This window comes from Staphylococcus casei (assembly GCF_030294405.1).
GTDB lineage: Bacteria > Bacillota > Bacilli > Staphylococcales > Staphylococcaceae > Staphylococcus > Staphylococcus succinus.
Window position 1 is genome coordinate 1,490,173 of the sequence record NZ_CP125718.1, and the last position, 16,760, is coordinate 1,506,932.

Here is a 16,760-nt window from a genome sequence, read left to right on the forward strand (position 1 = left end):
CCTTTTCCATTATAACTGACTTTGTGGAATTTTTCCAAACTATGCTATAGGAAATGTGCATTCTATGTAATTAACATTACACCATATACATTTTAACGTGCTTTTATGAATTAAACAATATTGCAATACGCATAACCATCTTAACTGCTATATATGAAAGGAGATAGTTACGAAATGACGTTCACCACTTTTTATGGTAAATTTGATTTGTAGGAGGAAACTTCATGCAACAATACATTACCCAATTATTAAAAGACGTACAAGTTATGCAAGAAAAATTCGAAGCTGTCAAACAAAGCGAAATAGATTATGATTTTTATTCTATGGTCATTCCTTTTGCTGAACATATTGATCAAACGCTCAATGCGTTAGTCAAATATGAATCGCAAATTCTACAACTCCAGTATATGAATAAAAAGAAATTTGATCTATTAATTTCTAACATTGAATCATTATCCGTAGAATGTCACTTTAAACGTACCAGTCGAAAATTATTCACAGAAAAAATTAAAGCAGTACAATATGATTTAACTTATATTCAAAGAAATGAATGAAGCCTATGATAAAAACAATTTATGTTACGGGATATAAATCATTTGAACTCAATATCTTCAAAGATGATGCCCCAGAAGTTTCCTATTTAAAAAAATTTATTGCACATAAATTAAATCAATTGATTGAAGAAGGATTGGAATGGGTATTAATACAAGGACAGATGGGTATAGAGTTATGGACAGCTGAGGTAGTACTTGAATTAAAGGCAACACACCCAGAGTTAAAGCTTGGTATTATTACTCCTTTTTATGGCCATAGCGATAGATGGAATGAACAAAATCAAGCAAAATATAAAAACATTACTCAACAAGCAGATTTTGTAGATAGTGTTTTTCACTCACCATATGAAGGTCCTCATCAATTTAAGCAAACCGATCAGTTTATGTTAGATCACACGGATCAAACACTTTTGATTTATGATGAGGAACAAGAAGCTAGCCCGAAATTCTTTAAACAAATGTTAGTTGATTTTATAGAAAAAACAAACTATACTTGTGACATTGTGACGTTCGATGAATTAACAGAATTTATCAACGACTTGCAGTGGTCTCAAAAACAAAGTTTTGAATGAGGTGGAAAAAATGTCAGATGTTTCATTAAAATTATCAGCAAAAGATATTTATGAAAAAGATTTTGAAAAAACTATGACGCGTGGTTATAGAAGAGAAGAAGTCGATGCTTTTTTAGACGACATCATAGCAGATTATCAAAAAATGGCAGACTTAGACAATGAAGTCGTAAAACTTTCAGAAGAAAACAATAAGTTAAAAAAAGAACTTGAAGAGTTAAGATTACGTGTAGCTACATCGAGACCACAAGAAAATAAAAACTTCTCTTCAAATAGTAATGCTGCCAGCAAGAGCACTAATAATAGTAATAACAACGTAGATATTCTAAAAAGAATTTCTAACTTAGAAAAAGCAGTATTCGGCAAATAACATACCATATCTTATTTTAAGGGTATGACATTTGTAGATATAGTTTCATCTACATAAAGTCAAGTTTTGAAAGAATTCAAAACTTGACTTATTTTTATTTGTTTCAAGTCTTAAAAGATGCTATACTTTTAAAGATGGTGTTTCGGGTAATCGCTATAGAGATATAGAGGAAAGTCCATGCTCACACAGTCTGAGATGATTGTAGTGTTCGTGCTTGACGAAACAATAAGTCAAGGCATTAAGTTGACGGCAATGAAATAACCTAAGTTATTATAATATGGTTAGAATAGTTTGAAAGTGCCACAGTGACGTAGCTTTTATAGAAATATAAAAGGTGGAACGCGGTAAACCCCTCGAGTGAGCAATCCAAATTAGGTAGGAGCACTTTTTTAGCGGAATTCAACGTATAATTAAGACCGATATTTACATTTAAATATCGGTAGACAGATGGTTACCACCAGCGTACGAGTGTAGCTAGTACACATTAGCAGTACAACGGTACAAAACATGGCTTACAGAAGCATCATCACTAGACCCAAGCTCTCCCACAAAGGAGAGCTTTTTTAATTGTCTTAGTATACATATGTAATAACAAACTATAATAAATAAGTTATTGCATTGTCATATCTATTTAAAAAAACTTTTGATAAAATAAATACATATCATTATTTACGAAGGAGCAAATCAATGTATCAATTATTAGCCGTATGTCCAATGGGATTAGAAGCAGTTGTTGCCAAAGAAATTCAAGAACTAGGTTATGACACAACTGTAGAAAATGGCAGAATATTTTTTGAAGGCGATGAAACTGCAATCGTCAAATGTAATCTTTGGTTACGCACAGCAGATAGAATTAAAATTGTAGTCGGTCAATTTAAAGCCACTACATTTGATGAATTATTTGAAAAAACAAAATCTCTACCATGGGAAGCTATTATAGAACAAGACGGTAACTTTCCAGTACAGGGACGTAGTGTGAAATCCACTTTATTCAGTGTACCAGACTGTCAAGCTATTGTTAAAAAGGCTATTGTAGAACGTTTGAAACGCGCGTATCAAGAACGTGGTTGGTTAAACGAAACAGGTGCCAAATATCCAGTAGAAGTTTCAATATTAAAGGATAATGCTTTACTAACAATAGACACGTCAGGTTCTGGATTAAATAAACGTGGCTATAGACTCGCTCAAGGTGAAGCACCGATCAAAGAAACGCTTGCTGCAAGTTTAATACGCTTAGCCAATTGGACAGGCGATACACCACTCATCGATCCTTTCTGTGGTTCTGGTACCATTGCGATTGAAGCGAGCTTAATCGCACAAAACATCGCGCCTGGATTTAATCGTGATTTCGTTTCTGAGTCATGGGACATTATGCCTGATCGACTTTACGATGAAATGAGAGATGAAGCAGATCAACAAGCAAATTACGATCGAAAGTTAGAAATTTATGCTTCAGATATTGACCCAGAAATGATTGAAATTGCACGTCGTAACGCTGAAGAGGTTGGTTTAGCTGATATTATTCAATTTAGCGTCAAAGATGTAAATACGCTAACTATTGAAACAGATGAGCCTATCGCTTTAATAGGTAACCCTCCATATGGTGAACGTATCGGAGATCGTGATGAGGTAGAACAAATGTATCGTTACCTAGGCGAACTCATGAATCACAATCCACATTTATCTACTTATGTATTAACAAGCAGCGCAGAGTTTGAACATCTAGTAAATAAAAAGGCAACAAAACGTAGAAAATTATTTAATGGCTATATTGAATGTACGTATTATCAATATTGGGGTAAAAGAAAACCTCAGAATTAAAACGCGAGACTAATCATGAGTGAAAGGTGGTGCTTCACTTGAACACCGAGTTTAAAAAAGGTATCATTTTTGCTTTTGGTGCTTACATTTTATGGGGAATTCTCCCTGCATATTGGAAATTAGTTAATGATATTGGTGCTTTCGAGATATTGGCATTTAGAATTGTACTTTCTATGATATTCATGTTGTTTGTGGTAGTGATTACCAAAAATACAGAACCCTTTAAACGTGATATACAGAAGCTCTTTTCAAATCCAATCCAGCTTATTGCAATTATTGCAGCAGGTTATGTCATCACAATCAATTGGGGTACCTTTATTTGGGCAGTATCCAATGGACATGTGTTACAGTCCAGTTTAGGGTATTATATCAATCCATTAGTTAGTATACTACTCGCTGTGATATTCTTAAAAGAACGTTTCACTAAATTTGAATGGATTGCTATTGCATTTGCAGTGATTGGTGTTTTATACATGACATTAAAAATGGGTGTTTTCCCTGGCGTTTCATTATTACTGGCTGGTTCATTTGGTATCTATGGTTTAATCAAAAAACTTATACCTATAGATGCTATTAGCAGTATAACTATAGAATGTATCGTGACTGCTCCAGCTGGACTTATCTATTTATGGTACATATGGCAACATGGCGGATTAACTTTCGGTATGAATATTTCATCATTTTGGTTATTATTCTCTGGTGCAGTAACAGCTATTCCATTAATCTTATTCTCAGCTGGTGCACGTAGAATACCATTATCTTTAACTGGCTTTATACAATACGTGGGACCAACGATTATGTTTATATTAGGTATATTCCTATTTAAAGAACATTTTGATGTAGATCAATTAATTACATTTATCTTTATTTGGTTAGGAATTATTATATATAGCATTTCACAATATTTGAAAATTAAAAAAAGCAAAAACCCCGTTATACAATAACAGTATATAAAATAAGTATCTTCCCTGACTATAGAATGTAGTGAACTCATGTTAATTACGTCTATACATTCAGGGATTTTTTTCGTTATAGTGATAGTGCATTGTCAATAAGACTGGCAATCAAAAAATTCAAATGAATGAGAAACATAAAAGTGTTTTAAATGTAATAAGCACATGTCTAACTCTATAGTAAGTATTAAATTTGAGTTTAATATTGGTGCAAACAGGTTAACTGTAGTAGTGTGGATATAAACGAGATAACGTTATATTAAATATCTAACGTACTATTCGAACTAGACACTAAAAAGTGTGAACAGTATAATTTAATGTTAATATGCTATCAAAATAAACAATTATAGGAGTGATTTGATGACAAGAGTACTTATTTTAGGTGCCAATGGTGAAATTTCTAAAGCAGCAATCAACTCATTTTTAGAAAATACATCATATACCTTACGATTATTCCTGAGAGATGCGAACAGATTACCTGACTATGCGTCAGATCGGATTAGAGTTCGTGAAGGGGATGCAACGAATTATGAAGACGTATATAACGCTATGGACGATGTAGACATTGTATTAGCAAGTTTATCAGGTGATTTAGATAAAGAAGCGGTAACTATTGTAAAAGCTATGCAAGAGAAGCGTGTTAAAAGACTTATATTTGTTACATCTTTGGGTATATACAATGAAGTACCTGGTAAATTTGGTGAATGGGTAGAACAGCATACGCGTGAATATGCTCCGATTTATAAAAAAGCAGCGGATATTATTGAGAATTCTGGATTGGACTATACGATTTTTAGACCAGCATGGTTAACAGATACAAATGAAATTGATTATGAGATCACACAAAAAGATGAAGCCTTTAAGGGGACAGAAGTATCAAGAAAAAGTGTAGCAGCTGTAGCTGTTAACATCGCTAAAAACCCAACACTCCATCTCAAAGAAAATATTGGTATTAACAAACCTAATACTGATTTTGATAAGCCTAGATGGAAGTAAGTTAAATATCCGAAGCGACTAGATCATATATTATGCATAGCACATAAATTATACGTAATACTTACAACGTCATTCCTTGATACAGGGAATGACGTTTTTATTAAATCATTCAGCGGCTAGCTCAACCAACGAACAACTTATGCAAAAGCACCATTAATTATATATTAACAAGTGAATTGAACAAACTTACTTTTGACATTGAGCGATTTGTTATACAATAAGAATAATTATATAGAAGTAACAAAGGGGATAGTATGATGTCTAATACTGAGCAACTCGATATTTTATACAAATTAAAAAAAGAAGTCGAAAAATCAAAGAATACAAGATTGGTCCATATCATTAATCAAGTTATTAAAAAAGTATACTTAGAACAGTATACCGCTACATTTGTAGGCCACTTTTCTGCTGGAAAGTCTACACTCATTAACTTACTATTAGAAGACAATATATTACCGAGCTCACCTGTACCAACTACTAGTAACACAGCTATCGTTTCAGTTACAGATGAAAAAGGAATTATCGCTAACTTAAGTAATAAACAATATACTTTACTCAATAACTATGATGAAGTTAAACAAATGAATAGAGCAAACATTGATGTAGAATCTGTAGAGATCAAATGTCCTTCAGATAAATTCAATAAAGGGTTCACATTACAAGATACACCAGGGGTAGATTCAAATGTAGCGACGCACCAATCGAGCACTGAAGAATTTATGTATACGAGTAATGTTCTCTTTTACACGGTAGATTATAACCATGTGCAATCAGCATTAAATTTTCAGTTTATGAAACAATTGAATCATGCTGGGGTACCTGTTGTGTTTGTGATTAACCAAATAGATAAACATAACGAAGACGAAATTAGTTTTGATACTTTTAAATCACGGGTTGAAAAGTCCATTGCAGAATGGGAAATCAATTTAGATCGCATATACTATGTGTCTAAATTTGAGCATGAGCATAATGAAATTGACTCACTTTCTCATTACCTCGTTGAAAAGGATAACCATAGAGAGTCCATCGACGATTATGTAGATAGAATAGTGACATTTATCACTGAAGAACAGCTATCCTATATACAATATGAAATACAAGACTTATTAGATAAACTCGATATATTTGAAGCGGATTTTGATCAAGCTTATTTAAATTTCCAACAACATCAACAAGTAAGTGAAGAAGCTAAGCTTTTAAACAATCCTGAACGCCTTTATGAATTTTTAAAGCAAAAACGCAAAACTATCTTAGAAAATGCATATATCATGACTCACGATACAAGAGAGAAAATCAGGTTTTACTTAGAAAGTCGTACTAAAGATTTTAAAGTGGGGGGATTATTCAATAAAAAAAGTAAAACAATCGAAGAACAACAATCTCGTTTAGACGATTTAGTAGGGCATATACAAGAAAAAGTAAATCAAGAAATCAGACAACCACTCAGAAGTGATATGTCATTCTTAACTCGCTTTATTAATTCATCTGAAATTACTGATGAAATATTAAACCAACACTATACCATCCATCCAGAGCTCATTACTGATCTATATCAAATGCAAATCAGTATTAGCAATCAATATGTACTGACTTTTGCTGATGATTTAATGAAATCACTGAAACAATATATCGCTAAAGTATCAGATCCACTTTTTAAAAAAGCTATAAAATATTCAAAAGCAAACGATATAGGTACGGAACAAGAAGACGATTATAATGACTATGTTAAATTTATCGAATTACGTAATCTAAGAGAATCACTTGCGACACAAAATTATATGCACTATTACATTCATATAGATGATTCGTTAGATCAATTGATAGATCGTACTGAAATTCATTATGAAGCGAAAACTCAACCAGATTCAGTAAAAGTAACTCATCAACCTATTACTGAACAACACTACAGTAATCAAGATAATACAAAAGTAATAGCGCAAGCGCTCGATTTGATTAAAGATATCCCGCTGTTTGCACAGACCAAGCAGGATATTAACGACACGCTAGAAAGATTAGATCAAAAAGTAGTAAAAATTGGTGTCTTTGGGACATTTAGTGCTGGGAAAAGTAGTTTAATTAACGCTTTACTCGGTGATAATTATCTAGTAAGTTCTCCTAATCCAACGACTGCAGCCATGACAGAATTATCATATGGTAATGAAAGTCAAATTACGTTAAAATCAGTTGAACAATTATTAGAAGAATTGAATCAAGTTTTTGAAATAGAAAATCAAAATTTCGACAGTATAGAAGCATTTTTAAATAAAAATACAAGTAAACTCAAAGCGACTTTGGAAAAAAACAAACTAGCTTTTGTCAGTGCAATTGAAAATCATTACAACATGTATCAAGATATGATTTCCAAAGGCCTTACGCATACCATAGAACAAGAAGAAATAAAAAAATGGAGCGCAGAAGATGAATTTGCAACATTTGTTAATACTGTACATCTTAAATTACCACTAGATTGGCTAAAAGATAAAATTATCGTTGACTCATTAGGGTTACATTCTAATAATCAACGACACACGAATGAAACCGAAAAAATATTAACTTCTTCTGATTTAATCTTATATGTAAGTTATTTTAATCATTCATTTACCGAAAATGATAAGCGTTTCATTGAACATATGAAAGAAATGAACCAATTAAATGAAAACCAAGCGTTTAAAATGATTATCAATGCTACTGATTTAGCTGAAACTGACGAAGACTTGAATGACGTTGTTGAATATGTAGGGGATGCATTAACACAAGTCAATATGGATTCGGACATTTTTGCTGTTTCTAGTAGACAAGCCTTACAATCTCATAATGAAGGCATTGAAAAACTTAAAGAAAGCATACAGTATTTTTCTCAAGTTAAGTCTAAAGACATACTACAACAACAAATGTTGCAACAACTGATGCATATTTCCGAAGCGTTTGATCAAATGATAGAAGACTCAAAGAACAATCAAGCTCAAGTCGAGCAACGTAAAGAACAGTTGAAGCGGTATGATCAGTCTAATATATTAAGTTATGATATATTACAGATTGCAGAACAACGTGCGTCAAATGAAGTCGAAGATCAAATATATCATCTGAACGAACGACTAAAATTACAATTGCTTGATGAAGTCAAATCGATTTATAATGGACAGATGACGAAAAATAGCAATTTTTCTGAAGAAAAACGTCATTCTACCAAGATATACTTAGATCAAATACATCAACGCCTTTATTTAGAACAATCTTTATTGGTTGAACGTGTTAAGAAATACTTTCATGAACAACTTCATACTGAAATTGCGCCTTTAAAACAAAAATTGGAACAAATTCATGTATTTTTTGAACCAGAATTTAACAAAAGTGATATCAATTTAGATGAACCTTATTTAAAATTAGATTTAACTACAATGATCGATTCATTACCTAAATCTTTATCTAAGAAAAATATACTACAAGCTAAAACACAAAATGAAATACAAACGCAAATCACCCATGCAACAGTTAACCTTTTAGCACCTTGCATTGGAGATTTAAGACAAGCACTCATAGAAATTGTTATTAAAATGAACCAAAATGCTGAAGCAAGATTCTATGAATTTGAACAAGATATTCATAAGCAAATTCAACAATTATTATCATTTGAAATTGATCATGCGCTTGTTGAACAATTACAACATACAAATGCCCAATTAAAACCATTATTGTAAAAAAGAAAGAGGTACTTCACAAAATGTCTAACAAAATATTACTGATAGATGGTATGGCATTATTATTTCGCCACTATTATGCTACAAGTCTACACAATCAATTTATGCGTAATTCTTCGGGGACACCGACAAATGGTATACAAGGATTTGTACGTCACGTTTTTACAGCAATAAATGAAATCAGCCCTTCACATGTTGCTGTATGTTGGGATATGGGGAAATCAACCTTCAGAAATGATATGTTTGATGGATACAAACAAAATAGACCAGCACCTCCCGATGAACTCATTCCACAGTTTGATTATGTAAAAGAAGTATCTAATCAATTTGGATTTGTGAATATAGGTGTACAAAATTATGAAGCCGATGACGTGATTGGGACACTAGCACATCAATACTCAGACAACAATCAAGTTTATGTCATCACTGGAGATAAAGATATTCTCCAATGTATTAACCCTAATGTAGAAATTTGGTTAACTAAAAAAGGCTTTAATATTTATAATCGCTATACACTCGATAGATTCCAAAGTGAATATGGATTAAACCCTTTACAACTTATTGATGTAAAAGCTTTTATGGGAGATAGCGCCGATGGATATCCAGGTGTTAAGGGAATAGGTGAAAAAACCGCTATAAAATTAATACAAAGTCACGGTTCCGTAGAGTCCGTCCTTGATGCTTTAAATGAACTTACGCCAGGCCAACAAAAGAAAATTGAAGCAGATATGCAAAACCTCAAATTATCTAAATCACTTGCTAAAATTCATACTGAAGTTCCTTTGAACACGCATGAGTTATTACAAGATATGAAATTTGGAACAGATATTTCTAAGATTTTAAATGTATGTAATGAACATGAGTTGTATGTATCTGGTAAGTACTTATCGACACATTTCAGTTAAGATAAATAAAAATATAGCGCGTTGATTATTATGTAATCAACGCGCTATATTTATTTTTTAGATTTAGTAATTTTATATAATGCGTTTTTAGCATGATGATTCGCTTCTTTATTTTGATTTCTAGGAATCCATCTAACAAAAAACAAATCAAAGTGGGGTTCTAAGTTGAGCACCATATTAAAATAATACTTGAACTTTTCATTCTTAACTTGTCTTTTAGTCAAACTATCTTCAATTAACTTAGAATCTGTGTAAACTAATGCTGTGGTAATATCATGTTCTAATGCACATTCTAATGCAAAAACTAATGAAGCCCATTCAGCACTATGATTATCCATTATCCCTAAATTTGTATCGTATTGTATCCGCTGTTCATCCGTTATTATCACAACTGCACAAGCACTTTCACCTGGATTGCCAGCTGTGGCAGCATCGAAATATATTTTCGCCATATTCTCACCTACATCATTAAAGATATGCTCATCTTATCAAATACTGCATTGATATACTATATATTTGATAATCAAATCATTTGGCATTTCTAACTGAATCGCTTATGATATATATAACAAACACATACTATAATAGTCGGATTTAGAAAATGGAAGGTGATATAATGAATAATATGTTTATCGTACACGGCTATCAAGCAAATATAAATAGTCATTGGTTCGCTTGGTTAGCCAAAGAAATGGCGTATTATCATTATCATGTAGAAATTATTTATTTGCCTAATACGCATCATCCACAGACCTCAAATTGGTATGCTGCATTAGATGATCGTTTAAAAGGCAAATTAAATGAAAACACGCTTATTGTTGCACATAGTCTTGGGGTGGTTACCATACTCAATTACTTATCTCATCAACAACTCATTCCCCAAATTAAAGGATTGTTTTTAATATCTGGTTTTAATGAAACACTTGATAACTTACCAGAGTTAGATACCTATATTAAACAAACCAATGTACAATGTGATAAAGTTAATTCTCAACATGTTGTAACTATTGCTGCTAGTGAAGATCCTATAGTGGATGTAGAAGCTACTAAGCGTTTGTCTAATGAATTAGGCGTATCGACTCAAATTATCACTCATAACGGCCATTTCCTTGGCAAAGAGGGCTATCACACCTTCGAATTTTTAAAAGATCAAATTATTGCTATACTAAATAAAACAAACACAGAGATTGGTATGTAACCAATCTCTGTGTTTGTTAATAACCTTCATCTAATTTTTGGATTTTGCCTTTACGGTGCATTGATTTTGCCCAATAACCGAATGGCACATTGAAAATTGTTGAAATTATTTTTAAGAGATACGTAGTAATAAATATTTCAAATACAGCTGCATTTGGCATAGTACCATAAAAAGCAATCGCCACAAATAGTGCCGTATCAATAATGTTACTAAAAATCGTACTACCATAAGCCCTAATAATAAAAGTCTTATCTGAACTAAATACGTTCTTTATAAGCGAAAAGATTAAGACATCCAAATGTTGTCCAATAATATATGCTATCACTGAGCCAAGCGCAATTCTTGGGACAAGGTTAAATATTGCATCTAAAGCGCCTTGCGAAGTATCCACTGCTGCAGGTGTGAAATGTAGAGACATTTGCATGACAATAATCATAACTAATGTTGAACTAAAACCAATCCACACAGCACGCTTAGCAATTTTACGTCCATAAATATCATTTAATATATCTGTCGCTAAATAAATAGAAGCGAACATGACATTTCCTAATGTAGCTGAAATCGTAAAAAGATCTACTGTTTTAATCACTTGAATATTTGCAATAATTGTTCCAATTGCTATCCAAGCAATTAAGCCATGTTTACCAAAGAGACGATACATAGCTATTAATAATAAAAATGTTACAAAGAAAGTTAAAACACCGAATATTTCATTAAACAATTTAAGTTCCTCCTAAATTTTGATAGTGCGGGTGTTTAGAAACCGCAAAATTAACAACTGCATCATTTTACCAGAAAACTATAAAATTGCAAGAAAGCATTCAATTCTATAATATTTGGTTTGTATAAATGTTATAAATACAAATTTTATATTAAACAATCGTAGCCACAAATGATATAATACCACCAAGTGTCAAATCATATATTGTACATTTACGATGTACTTTCACTTCATTTTTAGTAATACAGGAGAGTGACTATTATTCTTACTTACTCTGAGAAAGAAGCTATTAGTGCAATAGATCATTTAATGAACACCTACTGCAATCAATGTCTACTTAAACACCACATTCGAAAGAACGAAGGCAAAGCCCAAGCACATCATTTTTGTATAAATGAATGTTCTATTGGTAAACAAATTAAACAATTAGGAAATGAATTACAATAAGGAGGCCCTTTAGATGGAAATCATAAATGTTGAACCAACACCAAGTCCAAATACAATGAAAATTGTATTAAGTGAACAAAGAGAAGATAATAAATCAAATACCTATACAGTGGTGAAAGAAGGACAACCTAAATTTATTAACGATCTTTTAGAAGTAGAAGGTGTTAAATCTATATTTCATGTCATGGATTTTTTAGCTGTTGATAAATCTCCTGAATTGGATTGGGACGAAGTATTACCTAAAGTTACAGCTACTTTAAGCGAAATATAATAAGGAGGTTCCTTTAATGGAAATAGTTCGTGTTGAACCAACACCGAGCCCAAACACAATGAAAATTGTATTGAGTGAGAAAAGGGAAGACAATAAATCAAATACGTATACGTCAGTTAAAGATGAACAACCTAAATTTATTAATGACATATTAGCAATCGAAGGCGTCAAATCTATATTTTATGTTATGGATTTTTTAGCTGTAGATAAGCAACCTAAATTTGATTGGGAAGATGTTTTGCCTAGTGTGACAGCAACGCTTAATGCCGAAGAAGACACTGCTAGCCAACCAATGCCAGATGAACATTTTGGAGAAGTTAAAGCAGAAGTCTTAACATTTAAAGGTATTCCGTATCAAATTAAACTTACTACAAATACAGAAGAAAAACGTAAACAATTACCAGAGATTTTTATCGATAGTATGTTAGCAGCGCAAAAAGATTCTGACAATATTGTTTTTCTACGTAAATGGGAGGACCTAGGCATACGTTACGGGGAGCTAGATGATATCTTAAGTGAAGTTTTTGACGAAATCATAGCACTCTATCCTGATGAAAAATTAAATTCCCTTGTCGATGAAGCACTAAAAACAGACATTGTAGTACCTCAAAAACAATATCAGCATGTAACGTTAGAAGAATATCAAGCAGCAGATAACTGGAAAGAACGTCTTAGAATGTTAAAATCATTTCCGACACCTACAGAACAGGATTTCCCTTTACTAGGTGAAGCGTTAAGCGAGGAACAAAAAGTACCGTTAAGACGTGAAGCAGTTGTACTACTTGGTATGATTGAAAATGAATCTGTGTTGCCTTATCTATACAAAGGACTGCAAGACAAAAGTCCTGCAGTAAGACGTACAGCGGGAGATTGTTTAAGCGATTTAGGTTTCAAACAAGCCTTACCAGAAATGGAGAAAGCTTTAGAGGATCCTCAGAAAATTGTACGTTGGAGAGCTGCTATGTTTATATTCGATGAAGGTGGCCCTGAACAATTGGCGTCTTTAAAAAAACATATAGATGATCCAGCTTACGATGTAAAACTTCAAATTGAAATGGCTATTTCTCGAATTGAAAACGGCGATGAAGCATTAGGCTCTGTTTGGAAACAAATTGCTAACAGAAATAAATAATGAAATAATCTTAGAAACATAGGAGTGTTATAAATGAATGCATATGAAGCTTATATGAACGAATTAGCTACACAAATGCGTAGTGAACTGACAGAACGAGATTTTAAAAGTCTAGAAACACCAGATGACGTTAGTAACCATATGAATAACGTGGCAACAGATGATACTACATTTGTTGTAATAAACTCTACGTGTGGTTGTGCAGCTGGTTTAGCTAGACCTGCTGCAGTTACAGTTGTTGAACAAAACGATAAAAAACCAACACATAAAGTTACTGTATTTGCAGGACAGGATAAAGCTGCAACTGAAGAGATGAGATCATATATCCAACAAATCCCTTCAAGTCCATCATACGCATTATTCAAAGGAAAAGAATTGCAACACTTTATCCCACGTGAACATATTGAAGGTAGAGATATACAAGATATTTGCATGGACATCAAAGATGCTTTTGATGAACATTGCTAATCATACACTGAGTTAATCATTGTTTTTCAAGCTCAAATATCTAAATATTTGAATCAGCTCCCAAATCCTGAAACTAGTGCTAAGGCTTTAGGGGGTTGTTTTTTTATGTTATTCTTTAATTTTTAAACGTTTTCACTAAAAATGTTGTATACTCAATTTAACTTAAGTTATTTTTACACAATTAATAGGTATTTCTTTTAATTACCACCAAATTCAAATAAGATAAATATAAATAACTACAGAATGGAAAGGCGCGTGGCTGTTATGCTAAATACGTTTGATCAATCGTATCATGAATTATGCGAAGAAATTTTAGAAATAGGGAAGCAGAAAAATGATCGTACTAATACAGGCACTATTTCTAAATTTGGTCATCAATTACGATTTGATTTAACAAAAGGATTTCCTTTGTTGACTACAAAAAAAGTGTCCTTTAAATTAATCGCAACTGAATTATTATGGTTTATTAAAGGGGATACTAATATTAAATATCTTCTTCACTATAATAATAATATTTGGAATGAATGGGCTTTTGAAAAATATATTCATTCTTCTGATTATAATGGACCTGACATGACTGATTTTGGTCACAGAGCTCAATCAGATGAAGCGTTTAATGTACTATATAAAGAAGAAATGCAAAAATTTAAATATAACATCTTAAACGATGATGATTTTGCAAAAAAATATGGAGATTTAGGCAACGTATATGGTAAACAGTGGAGAGATTGGGTAGATAAAGATGGGAACCATTTTGACCAACTTAAAACTGTCATCGAACAAATCAAGCATAATCCCAATTCTCGTCGTCATATAGTATCAGCATGGAATCCAACAGAAATTGATACAATGGCCTTACCACCTTGTCATACGATGTTTCAATTTTATGTACAAGACGGGAAATTGAGTTGTCAATTATATCAAAGAAGCGCTGATATATTTTTAGGGGTTCCGTTTAATATTGCGAGTTATAGTTTATTAACACATTTAATAGCGAAGGAATGTGGTTTAGAAGTTGGCGAGTTTATTCATACTTTTGGTGATGCCCACATTTATTCAAATCATATCAATGCGATTGAAACGCAACTATCTCGTGATAGCTTTGATGCACCTCAATTGAAAATTAATACTGACGCATCCATATTTGATATTAATTATGAAGATTTAGAAATCATTGATTACAAATCGCATCCATCAATTAAAGCACCCATCGCAGTATAACCTTATTAAAATATTAAATTCAAACAACAAGGAGGAAAATTATGACACTTTCAATACTTGTAGCACATGATCAACAACGTGTCATAGGGGTGAACAACCAATTACCTTGGCATTTACCTAATGATCTTAAACATGTTAAATCTTTAACTACAGGCAACACGCTTGTTATGGGGCGAGCTACATTTGATTCCATCGGAAAACCACTTCCGAATAGAAAGAATGTCGTGTTAACAAGAAATAAATCTTTTAAACATGAAGGTGTAGATGTTATTCATTCGATGGATGAAATTATGTCTTTGCCCGGACATGTATTCATATTTGGAGGACAATCGTTATTTGAAGAAATGATTGATAAAGTGGATGATATGTACATTACAGTCATTGAAGATAAATATAATGGAGATACTTTTTTCCCGCCCTATACATTTAAAAATTGGGAAATTGAATCATCAGTTAAAGGTGAATTAGATGATAAGAATACGATTCCTCACACTTTTTTACATTTAATACGTAAGGAAACTTCATAGGAGGAAAAATATGAATAAAAAGAAAATTGTAACCGATTCTACTTCAGATTTATCTCACGCGTATTTAAGAGAAAATGATATTCACGTAATACCACTTAATTTAACTATTGATGGAGAAGCTTTCATTGATCAAATTGATATCTCTTCTGAAGAATATATTCAAAAAATCGAAGAAAATGCTGATGTAAAGACGAGCCAACCTGCAATAGGAAAATTTATTGAACTCTATGATGAATTAGGGAAAGATGGCTCTGAAATTATTAGTATTCACATGACTTCAGGTCTGAGCGGAACTTATCAAACAGCCTTACAAGCGAGCCAAATGACAGAAAGCAATGTTACCGTTATAGATTCTAAATCTATTTCATATGGCCTAGGATATCAAATACAGCATATCGTTGAGTGGAATAATGAAGGGTTGTCAACAGAGACTATCATTTCTGAGTTAGTCGAACTACAGAAGAATATTAAACTTTATGTTGTTATTGGCCAATTAAATCAGTTAATCAAAGGTGGCCGTATCAGTAAAACCAAAGGGCTCATAGGTAACATGATGAAAATTAAACCTGTCGGTACATTAGTTGATGGTAAGATTGAATTAGTTCATAATTCACGTACACAGAACGCTAGTATACAATTTCTTAAAAAAGAAATTAGTACGTTTATTGGCAATAAGAATATTAAATCTATCGGAATTGCGCACGCTAATATTATCGAATTTGTAGATAAAGTTAAAAAGCACTTTTCTGAGGAATTCAATTTCACGCAATTTGATACAAATGTTACAACACCGGTCATCACAACCCATACTGGTCAAGGCGCTATTGGTTTAGTTGTTTTAAGATCTTAATATACAATTTTGCTATATAAGTTACATTCTTTTTAATACTTTAGTCTTAAATATTATAT

17 protein-coding genes, 1 other RNA gene and 1 pseudogene are annotated in these 16,760 nt (G+C 32.3%); 17 read left to right on the forward strand and 2 right to left on the reverse strand.

From position 1 onward, the window contains the following. Positions 1 to 224 precede the first annotated feature (224 nt). From QMO72_RS07280 to QMO72_RS07320, 9 genes are all read left to right on the forward strand, one after another. The gene (locus QMO72_RS07280) at positions 225 to 554 is read left to right on the forward strand and encodes a DUF1798 family protein (RefSeq protein ID WP_103267253.1); all 330 of its coding nucleotides are present in this window, start codon (positions 225 to 227) and stop codon (positions 552 to 554) included. 5 nt (positions 555 to 559) lie between these two features. Beyond that, positions 560 to 1,126 carry an SLOG family protein gene (locus QMO72_RS07285; RefSeq protein ID WP_069824406.1) on the forward strand — a complete coding sequence of 189 codons (567 nt, stop codon included), beginning with the start codon at positions 560 to 562 and terminating at the stop codon, positions 1,124 to 1,126. 10 nt (positions 1,127 to 1,136) lie between these two features. Then, on the forward strand, positions 1,137 to 1,493 hold the full coding sequence (gene gpsB, locus QMO72_RS07290; protein WP_046837400.1) for a cell division regulator GpsB: 357 nt from the start codon (positions 1,137 to 1,139) through the stop codon (positions 1,491 to 1,493). A 138-nt stretch (positions 1,494 to 1,631) separates the two neighbouring features. After that, positions 1,632 to 2,013: RNase P RNA component class B (gene rnpB, locus QMO72_RS07295), an RNA gene on the forward strand. Positions 2,014 to 2,180: 167 nt separating this feature from the next. After that, positions 2,181 to 3,314, forward strand: a complete 1,134-nt coding sequence (locus tag QMO72_RS07300; protein WP_103267252.1) for a THUMP domain-containing class I SAM-dependent RNA methyltransferase — start codon at positions 2,181 to 2,183, stop codon at positions 3,312 to 3,314. A gap of 38 nt (positions 3,315 to 3,352) precedes the next feature. Then, positions 3,353 to 4,258: an EamA family transporter RarD gene (rarD, locus tag QMO72_RS07305; protein ID WP_069824036.1), complete on the forward strand. Its 906-nt coding sequence runs from the start codon at positions 3,353 to 3,355 to the stop codon at positions 4,256 to 4,258. Between the two features lie 369 nt (positions 4,259 to 4,627). After that, complete coding sequence (locus tag QMO72_RS07310; protein WP_069824037.1) at positions 4,628 to 5,263, forward strand: SDR family oxidoreductase; 636 nt, start codon at positions 4,628 to 4,630, stop codon at positions 5,261 to 5,263. A gap of 257 nt (positions 5,264 to 5,520) precedes the next feature. Further along, a complete protein-coding gene (locus QMO72_RS07315) occupies positions 5,521 to 8,961 on the forward strand; it encodes a dynamin family protein (protein ID WP_103267251.1) in 3,441 nt (1,146 codons plus the stop codon). Between the two features lie 23 nt (positions 8,962 to 8,984). Next, on the forward strand, positions 8,985 to 9,866 hold the full coding sequence (locus QMO72_RS07320) for a 5'-3' exonuclease (RefSeq protein WP_103267250.1): 882 nt from the start codon (positions 8,985 to 8,987) through the stop codon (positions 9,864 to 9,866). 50 nt (positions 9,867 to 9,916) lie between these two features. On the opposite strand, the gene QMO72_RS07325 is transcribed toward QMO72_RS07320, so the two are convergent. Beyond that, the gene (locus tag QMO72_RS07325; protein ID WP_103267249.1) at positions 9,917 to 10,318 is read right to left on the reverse strand and encodes a ribonuclease HI family protein; all 402 of its coding nucleotides are present in this window, start codon (positions 10,316 to 10,318) and stop codon (positions 9,917 to 9,919) included. A 164-nt stretch (positions 10,319 to 10,482) separates the two neighbouring features. Between QMO72_RS07325 and QMO72_RS07330 the strand changes: the two genes are divergently transcribed. Further along, complete coding sequence (locus QMO72_RS07330) at positions 10,483 to 11,064, forward strand: RBBP9/YdeN family alpha/beta hydrolase (RefSeq protein WP_103267248.1); 582 nt, start codon at positions 10,483 to 10,485, stop codon at positions 11,062 to 11,064. 16 nt (positions 11,065 to 11,080) lie between these two features. On the opposite strand, the gene QMO72_RS07335 is transcribed toward QMO72_RS07330, so the two are convergent. Next, positions 11,081 to 11,785, reverse strand: a complete 705-nt coding sequence (locus QMO72_RS07335; protein WP_069824042.1) for a queuosine precursor transporter — start codon at positions 11,783 to 11,785, stop codon at positions 11,081 to 11,083. Between the two features lie 252 nt (positions 11,786 to 12,037). Here QMO72_RS07335 and QMO72_RS07340 point away from each other — a divergent pair, with 252 nt between their 5' ends. From QMO72_RS07340 to QMO72_RS07370, 7 genes and pseudogenes are all read left to right on the forward strand, one after another. Further along, entirely contained in the window at positions 12,038 to 12,232 is a 195-nt protein-coding gene (locus QMO72_RS07340; protein ID WP_103267247.1) for a zinc-finger domain-containing protein, read from the forward strand. A 13-nt stretch (positions 12,233 to 12,245) separates the two neighbouring features. Further along, positions 12,246 to 12,494: pseudogene (locus tag QMO72_RS07345) on the forward strand (NifU N-terminal domain-containing protein); the annotation flags it as partial. 25 nt (positions 12,495 to 12,519) lie between these two features. Further along, positions 12,520 to 13,635 carry a conserved virulence factor C family protein gene (locus tag QMO72_RS07350; protein WP_103267246.1) on the forward strand — a complete coding sequence of 372 codons (1,116 nt, stop codon included), beginning with the start codon at positions 12,520 to 12,522 and terminating at the stop codon, positions 13,633 to 13,635. 33 nt (positions 13,636 to 13,668) lie between these two features. Continuing rightward, on the forward strand, positions 13,669 to 14,103 hold the full coding sequence (brxA, locus tag QMO72_RS07355) for a bacilliredoxin BrxA (protein ID WP_103267245.1): 435 nt from the start codon (positions 13,669 to 13,671) through the stop codon (positions 14,101 to 14,103). 264 nt (positions 14,104 to 14,367) lie between these two features. Next, on the forward strand, positions 14,368 to 15,324 hold the full coding sequence (locus QMO72_RS07360) for a thymidylate synthase (RefSeq protein WP_103267244.1): 957 nt from the start codon (positions 14,368 to 14,370) through the stop codon (positions 15,322 to 15,324). Between the two features lie 41 nt (positions 15,325 to 15,365). Next, positions 15,366 to 15,851, forward strand: a complete 486-nt coding sequence (locus tag QMO72_RS07365) for a dihydrofolate reductase (protein WP_046837414.1) — start codon at positions 15,366 to 15,368, stop codon at positions 15,849 to 15,851. 10 nt (positions 15,852 to 15,861) lie between these two features. After that, entirely contained in the window at positions 15,862 to 16,701 is an 840-nt protein-coding gene (locus QMO72_RS07370) for a DegV family protein (protein WP_069824049.1), read from the forward strand. The last annotated feature ends 59 nt before the right edge of the window (positions 16,702 to 16,760 follow it).